A 15,859-nucleotide genomic window follows, 5' to 3' on the forward strand; every position below is an offset into this window, starting at 1 on the left:
AAACACTGAACCAATTCGGTCACGTCGTCAAGAGACGGGCCAGCGCCACCGCGCCGATGGCGCCGTCCTGAACGGCCGCGATGCGCAGCCCCATCGACTCCACGCGATCGGCCAACCGCCCCGCCAGTGGCCCCTCGGGGCAGATCAGTCCTCCGGTGGTCACCAGGACCTCGCCGCCCCGCGGCGCCAACGCTCCGACCTTGCCGGCGAGTTCGTCGGCGGCGCGGTCGAGCAGGGAGAGCGCCGCCTGATCGCCCTCGGCCCCGGCCGCCACCACGAGAGGACTCAGCCGGGCCAGGGCCACGGGCGGTCCCGAGTAGGCCCAGTCGGCAACAGCGGCCCGCAGGCGATCGCACTCCGCCGGAGAGGGCGTGGAACCCGGCCGGCCAGGGGTGATCTCGTGCACCACCAGCCTGGCCAGCGGCCCCCACGGACCGCGCCCGTCCAGCGCCTGCACGACGATCCGCACCGCTTGGCGCCCGAGCCAGAACCCGCTGCCCTCGTCGCCGAGCAGCCAGCCGTGCCCGTCCACGGTCCGCACACAGCGCCGTTCCCTCACCCGCCCGGCGACCGCGCCGGTTCCGGCGATCAGGATCAGTCCGTCGGCAGGCATGCCCGGCCCCGAGGCGAAGGCGACTTCCGCGTCCCCGTACACCCCTGTCGCCACGTCGTCGATGCCCAGGGCCGCGAGGGCCTCGGCCAGGCAGGACACCGCGGCGTTCCGCCCGCGTCCCGGGCCCGCGCCCGCGAAGCCACCCGCCACCGCCACCACCGAGCCACGCAGCCCGGCGGGCACGGCGGACTCCATCGCCCGGGTCAGGTGCCGTACGAGATCGGCCCGCCGTACGCCCAGCGGGTTGCCCGGACCGTCGGCCCCCGTGCCGATCACGTTGCCGTTCGCATCGGCACAGTAGGCCCTCGTGCGAGAGCCACCCGCGTCGATTCCGATCACCAGGCGCTGTTCGATGGATTCAGAGATCACGCTTCATGGTGGTTGATAGAGTCATCGCAGGACAAGAGATCGTCCGAACCCGAAGGGCACCGAATCCCGACGCCTCGAATCGAGCCGAGCCCCCCGTGATCACAGATCTGATCCACTCCGAACTGCCCCGGCTGACCGTCTCGCTGCGCAAGGTCGGCGAACTGGTCCTGGCCGACCCGGGGGCACTGGCCCAGATGTCCGCTGCGGATCTCGGGCGGCGCACCGGCACCTCGCAGGCAACCGTGACCCGCTTCTGCCAGGCCGTCGGGCTCGACTCGTATCAGGGTCTGCTCCTCGAACTCGCCAAGGAGCAGGGGCAGGTCCCGCAGGAGCGGCCGCTGGGACCCGACATCGGCCCCGGCGACGACCTGGAGCACGTCATCGCCGTCATTGCACACGCCGACCTCCAGGCGCTGCGCGGCACCAGGGACCGGCTGGACCGCGCCGCACTCGAAAGAGCCGCGCAGTCCCTCGCCAAGGCACGCCGCATCGACGTCTACGGCGTGGGGACGTCCGGGGTTCTGGCCCGCGAGGCGGAGTCCCGCCTCTTCAACATCGGCTGCCCCGCCCGCGGCTGGACGGAGGTGCACGCGGCGGAGACCTCGGCATCGCTCCTCACGCCCGCCGACACGGTCATCGCGCTCTCCCACTCGGGCAGCACCCGCGAAGTGCTGAGCCCCCTCCAACTCGCGGCCGAACGTGGGGCCACGACCATCGCCATCACCGGGGACCCGCGCTCACCCGTCGCCCGTGCCGCGGAGATCCACCTCGCCTCGACCTCGGCGGAGACGAGCTTCCGGCACGGCGGCTTCGGGGCACGTCACTCCGTCGTGTTCATCATCGACTGCCTCTACGCGCGCGTGGCCCAGCTCTCCTACGAACGGGCCACCGCGTCGATCACCCTGACCGCGCACATCCGCGAGGAACACTCGGCCAGGGCGCGCCGACGGGCGTGACTCCGAGCGCCCCCGGCCAGGCGGCGAGGAGCAGCCCGCCGTCGCGCTCCCGCCGGAAGCCCATCCTCCATACGGGGAACCGGCCGGGCGGCGCCGGACCGACCCGGAACCCGGTCGTGAACCTCCACACGCCCGTTCGGCGTGCACCGGTCCCGACCGCCGGCTCGCGCGCGAGGCCGCGGGCGCGAGCCAGGCTCCGATCCGCAGCGCAAACGGCTGAGCGCGCCCGCGGGTACGGCTGTCGCCGACGCCCCGAACCCGCGGCGCCCCTGCCGGGCGCACAGCATTCCCCGCCTACGCGTCGAGGACCGTGCGCCACTCCCGCACCGCGGCCACATCCACCGGCCCCGACCACCCGGCCGGACGGGCCGCGCCGCCGATGTGCACCGCGTCGATGCCGGCGGCCAGCAGCTGCGGCAGATGCTCCAGCCGCAACCCGCCGCCCACCAGGATCTGCGGCTCGTACCCCGGCTCCCCCTTGCGTGCCGCCTCGGTCAGCAGTGTCGGGATGCCGCCGTCCACCCCCTGCGCGGAACCCGCGGTGAGATAGGTGTCCAGTCCCGGCAGACCTGCGAGCGCCTTGCGCAGGCCGTCCCGGTCCGCTGCGCGGTCGATGGCCCGGTGGAACGTCCAGCGGCAGCCGTCCAGCTCCGCGACGAGCCGTTCGACGGCGACCAGATCGGGGCGGCCGTCCGTGTCGAGGAAACCGAGGACGAATTCGTCCGCGCCCTCCGCCCGCAGCTCACGCGCCCTGCCCACGAGTACGTCGATGTCACCGGCCGCGAACCCGTCTGCCACCCTGAGCATCACCCGCAACGGGATGTCCACCGCAGCCCGGATCTTCGCGAAGGTCGCACAGGACGGGGTCAGGCCGTCCGCCGCCATGTCGGTGACCAGCTCGAGCCGGTCCGCACCACCCGACTGGGCAGCGACCGCGTCCTCCGCGTCGAGAGCGATCACCTCCAGGACTGCACGGTTGCTCATGGGACCCCAATCCTCCAGGAGACAGCTATAGGTCTAGTCCAATGCCAGCCTACGGCGCGAACGGCCGAGGGCGCAGCCTCGCCGTGACGTGAAAATACGCGAGGTCAGACGCCCTCCCGGCGACCGGACCCGCGCACCCCGCACCTCGCCCACGGATTCCACCCTTGCGCAATATAGGGGGAGGGGGTATATCCTGACCCTAGAAGGAGATACCCCCTGGGGGTATAAATCCCGGCAACAGCAGGAGGACCCCGTGTCCGCGCAGACCGCCGCCCCCGGAAAGCACACCGGCACCGGCACCGCCACAGAGGTCGAGCTCGCCATCGGCGGCATGACCTGTGCCTCGTGCGCGGCCCGCATCGAGAAGAAGCTCAACCGGATGGACGGCGTCGAGGCCACCGTCAACTACGCCACCGAGAAGGCCAGGGTCAGGTACCGGGGCGAGGACGTCTCCGTACAGGACCTGATCGCCACGGTCGAGAAGACCGGCTACACGGCGCAGCAGCCCCCTCCCCCCGTACGCGGCGACGCCGCGCCCACCGAGGAGGCGCCGGGCCCCGACGAGCTGACCCGGCTGCGGCAGCGGCTGGTCACCGCCGTGGTGCTGGCCGTGCCGGTGATCGCGATGTCGATGATCCCTGTGCTCCAGTTCGACAACTGGCAGTGGCTCTCCCTCACCCTCGCCGCCCCGGTCGTCACCTACGCCGGCTGGCCCTTCCACCGTGCCGCGTGGACGAACGCGCGGCACGGCGCGGCGACGATGGACACCCTGATCTCGGTCGGCACCTCGGCGGCGTTCCTGTGGTCGGTGTGGGCGCTGTTCTTCGGCACCGCCGGGATGACCGGGATGACGCACCCGTTCGAGCTGACGATCGGCCGCAGTGACGGCGCCGGGAACATCTATCTGGAGGCCGCCGCCGGAGTCACTGCGTTCATCCTGGCCGGCCGCTGGTTCGAGGCCCGCTCCAAGCGGAAGGCGGGCGCGGCACTGACCGCGCTCCTGGAGCTCGGCGCGAAGGAGGTCACCGTCCTGCGCGGGGGCCTGGAGCTCACCGTGCCGACGGCCGACCTGCGGGTCGGTGACCGGTTCCTGGTCCGCCCCGGCGAGAAGATCGCCACCGACGGCACGGTCGTCGAGGGCAGCTCCGCCGTGGACGCGTCGATGCTCACCGGCGAGTCGGTACCCCTGGAGGTCGCCGTCGGCGACGCGGTCACCGGTGCCACGCTCAACGCGGGCGGCCGCCTCGTCGTCGAAGCCACCCGGGTCGGCGCCGACACCCAGCTCGCCCGGATGGCGAAGCTCGTCGAGGACGCGCAGAACGGCAAGGCGGCGGCCCAGCGCCTCGCGGACCGGATCTCCGCGGTCTTCGTCCCGGTCGTCATCGCTCTGGCCCTCGGCACACTCGGCGTCTGGCTGGCCACCGGATCGGGTCTCACGGCCGCGTTCACCGCCGCCGTCTCCGTACTGATCATCGCCTGCCCGTGCGCCCTGGGCCTCGCCACACCCACGGCCCTCATGGTCGGTACGGGACGCGGCGCCCAGCTCGGCATCCTGATCAAGGGCCCCGAGGTGCTGGAAACCACGCGCCGGATCGACACGATCGTCCTGGACAAGACCGGCACCGTCACCACCGGCCGTATGACGCTCCAGGCCGTCCACACCACCCCCGGCACCGATGCGACAACCGCCCTCCGCCTGGCCGGCGCCCTGGAGCACGCCTCCGAACACCCCATCGCCCGCGCCATCGCCACCGGGGCCGCCGAACGCACCACCACCCCCCTCCCCACCGCCGAGGACTTCAGCGCACTCGCGGGCCTCGGCGTCCAGGGCGTCGTCGAGGGCCATGCGGTCCTGGTCGGCCGCGAGCAGCTGCTCGCCGAGTGGGAGATCCACCTGCCCGCCGAACTGGCCCGCCACAAGGCCGAGTCGGAGGCCGCGGGCCGCACGGCGATCGCGGTCGCCTGGGACGGCGAGGCCCGCGCGGTCCTCGAAGTCGCCGACGCGGTGAAGGACACCAGCGCGGAGGCGATCGCACGGCTGCGGGCCCTGGGCCTGACGCCCATCCTCCTCACCGGGGACAACCGGGCGGTGGCGGAGTCGGTCGCGGCAGAGGTCGGGATCGGCCGGGACGACGTGTACGCGGAGGTCATGCCCGAGGGCAAGGTCGAGGTCGTCGAGCGGCTGCAGGCACAGGGCCGTTCGGTCGCGATGGTCGGCGACGGGATCAACGACGCGGCCGCGCTGGCCCGGGCCGACCTGGGTCTGGCGATGGGCACGGGCACGGACGCGGCGATCGAGGCCGGTGACCTGACGCTGGTCCGCGGGGACCTGCGGGTGGCGGCGGACGCCATCAGGCTGGCGCGGAGGACGCTGGGGACGATCCGTACGAACCTGTTCTGGGCGTTCGCCTACAACGTGGCGGCGCTGCCGCTGGCGGCGGCGGGGCTGCTGAACCCGATGATCGCGGGGGCGGCGATGGCGTTGTCGTCGGTGTTCGTGGTAGGGAACTCACTGCGGCTGCGGGGGTTCGGAGCGGCCGCGTAGGACCACGCACCGGCCCGACGGGGCCGGTGCTCAGCCCGCGCCTACGAACCGCACCCGGGTCCCTGGCACCGCCTGTGCCGCCCCCGCGAGTGCGGTCTCGTGCACGACACCGACGACCGGGTAGCCCCCGGTCGTCGGATGGTCGTTGAGGAACACCACCGGGCGGCCGTCCGGCGGCACCTGAATGGCGCCGAGCACCATCCCCTCACTGGGCAGTTCGCCCTCGCGGGCGCGCGCGAGGGCCGGGCCCTCCGTGCGCAGGCCGATCCGGTTGCTGTGCGGCGAGACCCGGTACGTGGCCGTGGTGAGCGTGCGCAGCGCCTCATCCGTGAACCAGGTGTGGCGGGGGCCGAGGCGTACGGGAAGAACGAGTTCGCTTGGCGCGGCCGGCCAGGGCACGACGTCGGCGGCCACGGGCCTCGGCGCCTCGTGGCCCACCGGCAGTACGTCCCCGTCGCGCAGCGGAGCCGGGCCGAGCCCGGAGAGCAGGTCCGCGGACCTGCTGCCCAGCACCGGTTCCGGCAGCAGGCCGCCCCCGAAGGCCAGATAGCTGCGCAGCCCCTGCACCGCGGGGCCTGCGTCGAGCACCGCGCCCGCAGGTATGTGCACGGGTGCCCCCCAGGCCACGGGCCGCCCGTCGACCGTGACCCGGCAGGGCGCACCGCCGACGACGGCGACCACGGGCCGGTCCGGGCGGACCGCGCAACCGGTCACGGTCGTCTCCAGCAGTGCCGCGTCCGCAGGGTTTCCGGCCAGCCTGTTCGCGAGCCGGCGGGAGGGGGCGTCCAGGGCCCCGGCGCGCGGCACCCCGAGGTGCGCCCAGCCGACACGGCCCGCGTCCTGGACGGTGGTCAGGGCTCCGGCCCGGACCACCTCGATGGCACCGGTCACGGCCGCACCTCCGCCGCGACGAAGCGCACCCGGGCCCCGGGGCTCAGAAGGGCGGCCGGTTCGCGGGCCGGGTTCCACAGTTCGCCCGGTTCGGGCATCCGCCCGATGATCTGCCAGCCGCCGGGCGACGGGCGCGGGTACACCCCGGTGTACGCCCCGGCGAGGGCCAGCGCACCGGCCGGAACCCTGGTGCGCGGAGTGGCGCGGCGCGGTGTGTGCAGGTGGTCGGGGAGGCCGGTGAGGTAGCCGAAGCCGGGGGCGAACCCGCAGAAGGCCACGCGGAATTCGGTCCCGGCGTGGATGCGGGGCACATCGGCGACGGTGACGCCCCAGGCCGCCGCGACGTCGGCGAGGTCCGGGCCGTCGTAGACGACGGGGATCTCCACGGCTTCCCCGGTGTCGCGCCGCAGCGGCGGTATCCGCCAGGTGAGGAGTTCCCGGGCGAGCCGCGCGCTGCCGTCCGCAGTGCCGTCCGCGATGCCGTTGAGCAGGACGGTCCGGGCACCGGGAACGATCTCGCGTACGGCGGGCAGTTCGCCGCGCGCCCGGCGCCGCAGCAGCTCGGCGTGAAAGGCCTCGGCGTGCTCACCGCAGGACAGCTCGACGAGCAGCGCTCCGGACCCGGCGGGAAGAACGCTGATGCCGTCCGCGGTGCTCGCGTCGGCGGGCGGGCGGGCGCTCACCTCCCGCGACGCCGTCGCGTCGCACGACCGCCCCGCAAGGGCGCCCCGCTCGGCCGGGACCGCCCGCGCGGCACCCGTGCCCGTGCTCATGCGAATGCCCGCACGGCCACGCCCGCTGCTTCGAGCGCGGCTCTGATCCTGCGGGCCAGCGCGGCCGCGCCCGGGGTGTCGCCGTGGACGCACAGCGAGCGTGCCGCGACCGGTATCTGGCTGCCGTCCACGCCGGTGACGCCCCGGTCCACCGCCATCCCGACACTGCGGCGTACGACTTCGTCCTCGTCGTGCAGCACCGCGCCGGGCTCGCTCCGTGGCACCAGCGTGCCCTGCGGGGTGTACGCGCGGTCGGCGAAGGCCTCTTCGACCGCGACGAGACCCGCGGCCGCGGCGTGGGCGAGCAGGCGCGAACCGGGGAGTCCGAGGACCGCCAGGTCCCCGCCTGCCAGCCGGACGCCCTCGACCACGGCCGCGGCCTGGTCGTCGTCCCAGACGGCGCGGTTGTAGAGGGCGCCGTGCGGTTTGACGTACGCGACCGTGGAGCCGGCGGCTTCGGCGAAGACCCGCAGGGCGCCGATCTGGTAGGCGATCTCGGCGGTGAGTTCGGCCGGTGGCACATCCATGGAGCGACGCCCGAAGCCGGCCAGGTCGCGGTAGGCGACCTGGGCGCCGATCCGGACGCCCCTGGCGGCCGCGGTGTCGCAGACCCGCCGCATCACGGAGGCATCGCCCGCATGGAACCCGCAGGCCACATTGGCGCTGGTGACGCAGTCGAGCAGCGCTTCGTCATCGGTGAGGGTCCAGCGCCCGAACCCTTCGCCGAGATCCGCGTTGAGATCCATCGGGTTCGTCTGGTTCGTCGCGCTCGCCGGGTTCGTCAGATCCATCACGGGCGCACGCTAGCGATTGTTCAACAATCTGACAAGACCCGGCTTGGGGAGTGAGACGCCCGTACGGTTCACTGGGCACAGAGTGCGCACCGGACGACGCGCACGGCAACAGGCAGGGGACGGGGCATGGCGGGGACTGCGGGCGGCCGGACTTCTCCGGATCTCTCGGAACTGGCGGCGGACAGCGCCTCCCTGGCCCGGTCCGGTACCGCCGAGCGGGTCGCCGCCATCCTCCGGGACCGGATCACCGAAGGTTACTTCCCGCCGGGCAGCCGGCTCTCCGAGGAGAGCATCAGCGGCGCTCTCGCCGTCTCCCGGAACACCTTGCGCGAGGCGTTCCGCCTGCTCTCGCACGAACGCCTCCTGGAGCACCGGCTCAACAAGGGCGTCTTCGTCCGCATCCTCGCCGTCGACGACCTCGTGGACATCTACCGGGTCCGGCTGCTCGTCGAGTGCGCCGCTCTGCGGACGCTGGGCGAGCCGCCGTACGACCTGACGGCCGTCGAAGCCGCCGTGTCGACGGGCGAGCAGGCGGCACTGGCGAACGACTGGCCCGGCTGCTCGACCGCCAACATCCGTTTCCACCAGGCCCTGGCCGGTCTCGCGAGCAGTCCCCGCACGGACGAGCTGATGCGCAGCGTCCTCGCCGAACTGCGGCTGGCCTTCCATGTGATGGCCGACCCGCGCCGGTTCCACGAGCCCTACCTCACCCGGAACAGGGAGATCGCGAACAGACTCGCCGAGGGCGACGCGGCGGGCGCCGAGCGGATGCTGGCCTTCTACCTGGAGGACTCACGGCGCCAGCTGGCGGAGGCGTACGCGGAGCGCCTGACCACGCGATAGCCCCGACCCGGGGGCCCTCCGCGTGACCCCGCGCTTCACCGGCGCCGGCCCATGCGCCGCATCGGACGTTCCACAATCCGCACCATCCCCCGGACCCCGCCCCTCACGCCTCGCGCCGGACTCCTCTCCGGACGAAGCGGCAGATCAGGAACATGTGGCGCCATTTTTCACCTGAACCGACCGAGCCAGGCACCCCGCGCCCCGGCCACGCCACGGCCTGACCTCACGCTTTGCTATCCATGTAGCTCACACCCTTGTGGGTTTGTTGAACAATCGCCTAGTGTCTCGCGCACTACCCCCCGTCTGATCAGGACCGAGCAGGCCTGCCTGCACGTCCATGCGCGGAAGAAGGCCGACGCGTGATCGTTCTCCTCGGCGTGCTCGTGGTGATCCTCGGATTCGCCACCCGCCGCAATCCCCTCCTCGTGGTGGGTGTCGCAGGCATCGTCACAGGGCTGCTCGGCAAGCTCTCCCCGCAGGAGGTGCTCGCCTCGTTCGGCAACAGCTTCGCCTCCGCGCGCTCCGTGACCGTCTTCGTCATCACCCTGCCCGTCATCGGGCTTCTTGAGCGGTACGGACTCCAGGAGCAGGCCCGTACCCTCATCGGCAAGCTGAGCAGGCTGACCACCGGCCGCTTCCTGGCGCTATACCTGCTGATACGGCAGCTCACCGCCTCCGTCGGCCTCACCAGCATCGGCGGCCCGGCGCAGAGTGTGCGGCCGCTGATCGCCCCGATGGCCGAGGCCGCCGCCGAGGCGAAGGCGGGTCGTCCGCTGCCGGAGAAGCTGCGCGAGAAGGTCCGCTCGCACGCGTCCGGCGCCGACACCATCGGTGTGTTCTTCGGTGAGGACTGCTTCATCGCCATCGGATCGATCCTGCTGATCACCGGATTCGTGAACTCCACGTACGACCAGCACCTCGAGCCCTTGCACCTGGCCCTGTGGGCGATCCCCTCCGCGATCTGCGCCTTCCTGATCCACGGGGCCCGCCTGCTCAACCTGGACCGGCAGCTGGAGCGCGAACTCGCCGTCGCCGCCGCCGAGAACGACCTGACGACGCACGCCGGGCTCCGGACGGAGGACGCCAAGTGATCAAGTCCGAGTACTTCTTCTGGCTGGTCGGCGCGGTGTTCCTCGTCATGGCCGCGCAGATGGTCATGGACCGCACCAACCCCAAGCGCTTCGGCTCGGCCGGCTTCTGGGGTCTGCTGGGCGCCGCGTTCTTCTACTCCACCGGAGTCGTCGACAAGTCCCTCCCCGCCGAGCCGCTGGGCGTCGCCGTCCTGATCCTGATCGTCCTGGGCGGCTGCGGACTCACCGGCAAGGGCGCATCGCACACCCCGCCCCGCGAGAAGCGTGCGGCCTCGGCCGCCCGTTTCGGCAACAAGCTGTTCCTTCCGGCCCTCACCATCCCCGTTGTCGCGATGATCTGCGCGACGCTCGTGAAGAACTGGAAGATCGGTGGCGAACCGGTCCTGGAACCGGGGTACGAGACCATCCTCGGCCTCGGCGTCGGCGCCATCGCCGCGCTGGTCGTCGGCATGGTGCTGCTGCGCGAGCGGAGGATCTCCGTACCGCTGCACTCCGGTCGCAACATGCTCGAATCGATGGGCTGGGCGCTGATCCTGCCCCAGCTGCTCGCGGTCCTCGGCTCGATCTTCCAGTCCGCCGGCGTCGGCGAGCAGGTCGGCAGGATCACCGAGGCGGTGCTGCCGGACGGCCAGAAGTTCGTGGCCGTGGCCGTCTACTGCTGCGGCATGGCGCTGTTCACCATCGTCATGGGCAATGCCTTCGCCGCGTTCCCGGTGATGACCGCCGCGATCGGCTGGCCCGTCCTCATCCAGCAGATGAACGGCAACGCGCCCGCGATCCTCGCGATCGGCATGCTCTGCGGCTTCTGCGGCACCCTCGTCACCCCGATGGCCGCCAACTTCAACCTGGTTCCCGCCGCCCTGCTCGAACTCAAGGACCAGTACGGCCCGATCAAGGCCCAGCTCCCCACCGCAGCGGCGCTGCTGGTCTGCAACGTCGCGATCATGGCCCTCTTCGCCTTCTGACCCGGGCCGCCCCTGACCCGAATCACCCCTGATCCGAGCCGCCCCTTGACCCGAGCCGCTCGCCCACCCCTCTGGAGTGACCCCGATGTCCCCCGCGCTCCCTGCCGCGTACGCCGTCCCCTTCGCGGAACTGGCCCTCGCCAACGTCGTACGCGAGTACCCCAACGCCCCCGCCCACCTGTACGCCGGCCCCGAGGAACTGGTCGCGCCCCGCACCCTGCACCCCGCCTTCTACGGGGGGTACGACTGGCACTCCACCGTGCACATGCACTGGCTGCTCGTCCGCCTGCTGCGCCGCTTCTCCACCACCGGCGATCTGCCGGCCACGGTCACCACCCGTGTCCACGAGGTGCTGGACTCCCACCTCACCCCGGAGAACCTCGCCGTCGAGGCGGCGTATCTCCGCAAGCGCCCGCACTTCGAACGCCCCTACGGCTGGGCGTGGCTGGTGGCGCTGGCGGCGGAGTGCCGTGCGCTCGCCACCCCCGAGGGCGACCGCTGGGCCGACGCCCTCGCGCCCGCCGTGGAGACGGTCGGCGAACTCCTCACCGTCTGGCTGCCCAAGGCTACGTACCCGATCCGGCACGGCATCCACCCCAACAGCGCCTTCGGTCTGGGCATGGTCCTGGACGCCGGCGAGCGCGCCGGGCTGCCCCGCCCGGTCCTCGACGCGGTGGCCGACCGGCTGCGCACCTGGTTCGCCGAGGACCACGACGCCCCCGCCCACTGGGAGCCGTCCGGCCAGGACTTCCTCTCCCCCGCCCTGACCGAGGCGGACGCGATGCGCCGGGTGCTCCCCGCCGCCGAGTTCCGGACCTGGTTGGCCGGGTTCCTGCCGGGGCTGACGGACTCGCCGCTGCTCACCCCGCCCGTGGTCTCCGACCACTCGGACCCGCAGATCGGCCACCTCCTGGGCCTCACCCTGAGCCGGGCAGCGGCTCTCCGCACGATCGGCGACGCACTGGGCGACGGCCCCGCCCGCACCGCTCTGACCGCTTCGGCCGAGGCCCACCTCGCCGTCGGCCTGCCCACGGTCTCCTCCGGTGACTTCAGCACGGACCACTGGCTGGCCACCTTCGCCGCACTGGCCCTGGACACCCCGCCCGGCCACTGACCGGTCCGGCGCTCCGCCGGGATGCCCACGGGTGTCCCGGCGGATCCCCTGAGACCGTCCGGTCGCCACGGGACAGCCCTTAGGGTCGTCCCATGACGGACAGCTCGCGCGAAAGCAGTGCCCCCGGCGCCGCCCATGAGACGGGCAGCGTGCACGAAGCAGGAACTGCCGCCGACGTCCTCCGCGGCCGCTGGCAGGAGGCACTCGTCGGCGCCCGGGGCGGCGCCGACGGCCCCGATCCGCTGCCCTACGCCGACAACCTCCTTGCCCGCTGGGCCGAACCGCAGCGCCGCTACCACACCACCGCCCATCTGACGGCCGTCCTCGACCGCATCGACACCCTCGCCGGCCACGCCGCCGACCCGGACGCCGTCCGCCTCGCCGCGTGGTTCCACGACGCGGTGTACCGGCCCGACCGGTCCGAGAACGAGGAGCGAAGCGCCGCCCTCGCCGAGCGCGCGCTGCCCGAGGCGGGTGTCCCCGGCGACACCACTGCGGAGGTGGTCAGGCTGGTCCGGCTCACCGTCACCCACGATCCGGCGGACGGTGACACCAACGGCGAGGTGCTGTGCGACGCGGATCTGGCGATCCTCGCGGCCGCCCCCAAGGAGTACGCGGCGTACGCGGCCCAGGTACGGGACGAATACGGTTTCGTCCCCGACGACGCGTTCCGGGACGGGCGCGCGGCCGTGCTGCGCCAGCTGCTCGGGCTGCCGAGACTGTTCCGTACGCCGCACGGGATCGCGGAGTGGGAACCGCGCGCCCGGCAGAACCTGCTGACGGAGCTGGAGCTGCTCACCCGTTGAGACAAGCGGCACGATCCGCCGATACGGGAATGACACGACCGATACCGGTGTTGGCACCTGTCATGCCCGATACCGCCCTTCGCCGCCGCACCCGCATGCCTCTGGCCGTCTACATTCTGGGCCTCTCGGTCTTCGCCCTCGGCACGAGCGAGTTCATGCTCTCCGGGCTGCTGCCGCCGATCGCCGACGACATGAACGTGTCGATCCCACGGGCCGGGCTCCTCATATCCGCCTTCGCCATCGGCATGGTGATCGGTGCGCCCCTGCTCGCCGTGGCCACGCTCCGGCTGCCGCGCCGCACCACCCTGATCGCGCTGATCTCGGTCTTCGGCCTCGGGCAGGTCGCCGGTGCGCTGGCGCCGACGTACGAGGTGCTCTTCGCGTCCCGGGTGGTGAGCGCCTTCGCGTGCGCCGGGTTCTGGGCGGTGGGGGCGGCGGTCGCCATCGCGATGGTGCCGATGAACGCGCGGGCCAGAGCGATGGCCGTGATGATCGGCGGGCTGTCCATCGCGAACGTCCTCGGTGTACCGCTGGGGGCGTTCCTCGGTGAGAACCTCGGCTGGCGGTCGGCGTTCTGGGCGGTCGGTGCGGCGTCGGCCGTGGCACTCGTCGGTATCGCGACACTGATCCCCCGCATCCCCCTCCCGGAGAAGAAGCCGCAGCTCAAGCTGGAGATGTCCATCTACCGCGACCGTCAGGTGTGGCTGTCGATCGTGGTCACGGCGCTGGCGGCGGGCGGCGTCTTCTGCGCGTTCAGCTATCTGGCGCCGCTGCTGACGGACGTCGCCGGGCTGGACTCGGGATGGGTGCCGACGGTCCTCGCGCTGTTCGGGGTCGGTGCGCTGATCGGTACGACGATCGGCGGCCGGGTCGCGGATGCGCACCTCTTCGGGGTCCTGATGAGCGGCATCGCGGCCTCGACGGTCTTCCTGATCGCGCTGGCGCTGTTCGCCTCGAACCAGGTCGCCGCGGTCGGGCTCGCGTTCCTGCTGGGCCTGTCCGCCTTCTACACGGCCCCGGCGCTGAACGCCCGGATGTTCAACATCGCGGGCGCCGCCCCGACGCTGGCGGGGGCGACGACGACCGCCGCGTTCAACCTCGGCAACACGGGCGGCCCCTGGCTGGGTGGCACGGTGATCGACGCGGACTTCGGGTTCGCGGCGACGGCCTGGGCGGGCGCGGCGATGACGGTCCTGGCGCTGGCGGCGGTGGTGTGGTCGCTGCGGCTGCACCGCGGGCACCGTTCGCCGTCCCGGCTGGTGACGGGCGCGCAGGTCACGGCGGACCGGGCGGCGCACCGGGCCGAGCAGGCACTGAAGGCGTGACGCCCGGCGACGGGCCCGACGGCACGGCGCCCGTCCCCGCACCCACGTTCACGCAGACCCCGGCGGCGCCGGGCGTCCCTTCGGGCGGCGCAGTCCGGCGGCCGTGAGCCGGCGCACCAGTTCCTTTGAACCGATCTCGCGGGCCCCGGCCCGCACCGCGTCGGCGTACCGCGTCGCCGGTACGTCGTAGTGGTCACGGTCGAACGCCTTCGGCGGGCAGCCGATCGACGCGGCGAAGGCGTGCAGCTCCTCGAACGATGCATCACTGACCAGGTGGGACCAGAGACGTCCGTGACCCGGCCAGTCCGGCGGGTCGATGTAGACCGTCACCCGCCCAGCACTCCGTTCAGCGCGCCGACGCGCGCCACCATCACGGTCGCCTTGGTGCACACCCAGCGCGGGTCCGGGCCCAGTTCCGGCTCGACGTCGAGGGCGTGCGGGTCGCCCTCGGCACAGACCGGGCAGATCGGCCAGCGGCCGTACCGCTCCAGCAGCGCGTCCTGAACGTCCTGGGCGACCAGCCCGACCACGTACTCCACACCGTCCGGCCACTGTTCGACCCACCACCGCCGGTGAGCCACCGCATCCTCGACGAGCGAGACGATCTCGGCCTCGGCGACACCGCCGGCGGTGAGATCGGCCATGACCAGTGCGCGGGCGGTATGCAGCGCCTGCTCCAGGTGGTTCAGCTCCATGGGGCCATTGTCACCCGTTGCGGTGACGGCCCCCGGCGCGGGAGGACCCTTCGCACGCGCAGATCCTCGGCACCGACTCAGGCGGTGACCAACTACCGCCAGAGGTCGGGACCAAAGGGGGTTGACGGACCGCAATGTTGAAAATATCTTTCAAATGTGACCAATGACCTGAAGGAAAGTTTCAGCGGTGATTCCCCGCCCGCCCCGGCCGCCCTCGCGGCCAAGGTGCGGACCCTCGCGCCGTCCATGACGCGCTCGATGCAGCGGGTCGCCGAAGCCGTCGCCGGGGACCCGGCCGGCTGCGCTGCCCTGACGGTCACCGGTCTCGCCGAGCTCACCGGCACCAGCGAGGCGACCGTGGTCCGCACGGCCCGCCTCCTCGGCTACCCCGGTTACCGGGACCTGCGCCTCGCCCTCGCCGGGCTCGCCGCCCACCAGCAGTCCGGCCGCGCCCCCGCCGTCACGGCGGACATAGCCGTCGACGACCCGATCGCCGATGTGGTCGCCAAGCTCGCCTTCGACGAGCAGCAGACCCTCGCCGACACGGCCGCCGGACTCGACATGGTGCAGCTCGGTGCGGCCGTCGCCGCCGCGTCGGCCGCCCGCCGGATCGACATCTACGGCGTCGGCGCCTCCTCCCTCGTCGCCCAGGACCTGGGGCAGAAGCTGCTCCGTATCGGCCTGATCGCGCACGCCCACACGGACCCGCACCTGGCCGTGACCAACGCCGTGCAGCTCCGCTCCGGCGACCTGGCCATCGCGATCACCCACTCGGGATCCACGGTCGATGTGATCGAACCGCTGCGGGTGGCCTTCGACCAGGGGGCGACGACGATCGCGATCACCGGCCGCCCCGACGGTCCGGTGTCGCAGTACGCGGACCACGTGCTGACCACGTCCACCGCCCGCGAGAGCGAACTGCGTCCCGCCGCCATGTCGAGCCGCACGAGTCAGCTGCTCGTCGTGGACTGCCTGTTCATCGGGGTGGCCCAGCGGACGTACGAGACGGCCGCCCCGGCCCTGGCCGCTTCGTACGAGGCGCTCGCCCATCGCCACACGCCACGCAGCACCCGCTGACGGCCCGCACACCGCGCC

At 72.5% G+C, this 15,859-nt stretch carries 16 protein-coding genes; 9 read left to right on the forward strand and 7 right to left on the reverse strand.

Translation table 11 applies throughout. From position 1 onward, the window contains the following. Positions 1 to 19: 19 nt before the first annotated feature. Complete coding sequence (locus OG878_RS18140) at positions 20 to 982, reverse strand: N-acetylglucosamine kinase (protein WP_328887756.1); 963 nt, start codon at positions 980 to 982, stop codon at positions 20 to 22. A 95-nt stretch (positions 983 to 1,077) separates the two neighbouring features. Between OG878_RS18140 and OG878_RS18145 the strand changes: the two genes are divergently transcribed. Then, positions 1,078 to 1,938 carry a MurR/RpiR family transcriptional regulator gene (locus OG878_RS18145; protein ID WP_328887757.1) on the forward strand — a complete coding sequence of 287 codons (861 nt, stop codon included), beginning with the start codon at positions 1,078 to 1,080 and terminating at the stop codon, positions 1,936 to 1,938. Between the two features lie 294 nt (positions 1,939 to 2,232). On the opposite strand, the gene OG878_RS18150 is transcribed toward OG878_RS18145, so the two are convergent. Further along, positions 2,233 to 2,922: a copper homeostasis protein CutC gene (locus OG878_RS18150; RefSeq protein ID WP_328887758.1), complete on the reverse strand. Its 690-nt coding sequence runs from the start codon at positions 2,920 to 2,922 to the stop codon at positions 2,233 to 2,235. Between the two features lie 331 nt (positions 2,923 to 3,253). On the opposite strand from OG878_RS18150, the gene OG878_RS18155 reads away from it, so the two are divergent. Further along, on the forward strand, positions 3,254 to 5,467 hold the full coding sequence (locus tag OG878_RS18155; protein WP_443049258.1) for a heavy metal translocating P-type ATPase: 2,214 nt from the start codon (positions 3,254 to 3,256) through the stop codon (positions 5,465 to 5,467). A 30-nt stretch (positions 5,468 to 5,497) separates the two neighbouring features. Here OG878_RS18155 and OG878_RS18160 read toward each other — a convergent pair whose 3' ends face one another. From OG878_RS18160 to OG878_RS18170, 3 genes are read right to left on the reverse strand one after another with little or no spacing between them, the layout of a single operon-like run. After that, positions 5,498 to 6,358, reverse strand: coding sequence for a biotin-dependent carboxyltransferase family protein (locus OG878_RS18160; protein ID WP_328887760.1), 861 nt, complete (start codon positions 6,356 to 6,358; stop codon positions 5,498 to 5,500). Beyond that, positions 6,355 to 7,131: a 5-oxoprolinase subunit B family protein gene (locus OG878_RS18165; RefSeq protein WP_328887761.1), complete on the reverse strand. Its 777-nt coding sequence runs from the start codon at positions 7,129 to 7,131 to the stop codon at positions 6,355 to 6,357. The genes OG878_RS18160 and OG878_RS18165 overlap by 4 nt, the downstream gene beginning before the upstream one ends. Then, positions 7,128 to 7,877 (reverse strand): LamB/YcsF family protein, encoded by a 750-nt coding sequence (locus tag OG878_RS18170; protein ID WP_328891287.1) that lies wholly within the window; start codon positions 7,875 to 7,877, stop codon positions 7,128 to 7,130. Before OG878_RS18170 ends, OG878_RS18165 begins: the two co-directional genes overlap by 4 nt. Positions 7,878 to 8,051: 174 nt before the next feature. On the opposite strand from OG878_RS18170, the gene OG878_RS18175 reads away from it, so the two are divergent. From OG878_RS18175 to OG878_RS18200, 6 genes are all read left to right on the forward strand, one after another. Further along, a complete protein-coding gene (locus OG878_RS18175; RefSeq protein ID WP_328887762.1) occupies positions 8,052 to 8,768 on the forward strand; it encodes a GntR family transcriptional regulator in 717 nt (238 codons plus the stop codon). A 359-nt stretch (positions 8,769 to 9,127) separates the two neighbouring features. After that, the gene (locus OG878_RS18180) at positions 9,128 to 9,859 is read left to right on the forward strand and encodes a DUF969 domain-containing protein (RefSeq protein WP_328887763.1); all 732 of its coding nucleotides are present in this window, start codon (positions 9,128 to 9,130) and stop codon (positions 9,857 to 9,859) included. Then, positions 9,856 to 10,824: a DUF979 domain-containing protein gene (locus OG878_RS18185; RefSeq protein ID WP_328887764.1), complete on the forward strand. Its 969-nt coding sequence runs from the start codon at positions 9,856 to 9,858 to the stop codon at positions 10,822 to 10,824. The genes OG878_RS18180 and OG878_RS18185 overlap by 4 nt, the downstream gene beginning before the upstream one ends. 85 nt (positions 10,825 to 10,909) lie before the next feature. Then, on the forward strand, positions 10,910 to 11,938 hold the full coding sequence (locus OG878_RS18190; RefSeq protein ID WP_328887765.1) for a DUF2891 domain-containing protein: 1,029 nt from the start codon (positions 10,910 to 10,912) through the stop codon (positions 11,936 to 11,938). 92 nt (positions 11,939 to 12,030) lie between these two features. After that, positions 12,031 to 12,744, forward strand: a complete 714-nt coding sequence (locus OG878_RS18195) for an HD domain-containing protein (RefSeq protein ID WP_328887766.1) — start codon at positions 12,031 to 12,033, stop codon at positions 12,742 to 12,744. A 95-nt stretch (positions 12,745 to 12,839) separates the two neighbouring features. Beyond that, positions 12,840 to 14,069 carry a Cmx/CmrA family chloramphenicol efflux MFS transporter gene (locus tag OG878_RS18200; RefSeq protein ID WP_328891288.1) on the forward strand — a complete coding sequence of 410 codons (1,230 nt, stop codon included), beginning with the start codon at positions 12,840 to 12,842 and terminating at the stop codon, positions 14,067 to 14,069. 48 nt (positions 14,070 to 14,117) lie between these two features. Here the strand turns inward: OG878_RS18200 and OG878_RS18205 are convergent, their stop codons facing one another. Both OG878_RS18205 and OG878_RS18210 read right to left on the reverse strand, forming a co-directional pair. Beyond that, positions 14,118 to 14,399 (reverse strand): DUF4031 domain-containing protein, encoded by a 282-nt coding sequence (locus tag OG878_RS18205; protein WP_328887767.1) that lies wholly within the window; start codon positions 14,397 to 14,399, stop codon positions 14,118 to 14,120. Further along, entirely contained in the window at positions 14,396 to 14,764 is a 369-nt protein-coding gene (locus tag OG878_RS18210; protein WP_328887768.1) for a hypothetical protein, read from the reverse strand. The genes OG878_RS18205 and OG878_RS18210 overlap by 4 nt, the downstream gene beginning before the upstream one ends. Positions 14,765 to 14,920: 156 nt before the next feature. Between OG878_RS18210 and OG878_RS18215 the strand changes: the two genes are divergently transcribed. Then, complete coding sequence (locus tag OG878_RS18215) at positions 14,921 to 15,841, forward strand: MurR/RpiR family transcriptional regulator (RefSeq protein WP_328887769.1); 921 nt, start codon at positions 14,921 to 14,923, stop codon at positions 15,839 to 15,841. Positions 15,842 to 15,859: the final 18 nt, after the last annotated feature.

This window comes from Streptomyces sp. NBC_00316 (genome assembly GCF_036158715.1).
Classification (GTDB): Bacteria; Actinomycetota; Actinomycetes; order Streptomycetales; family Streptomycetaceae; genus Streptomyces.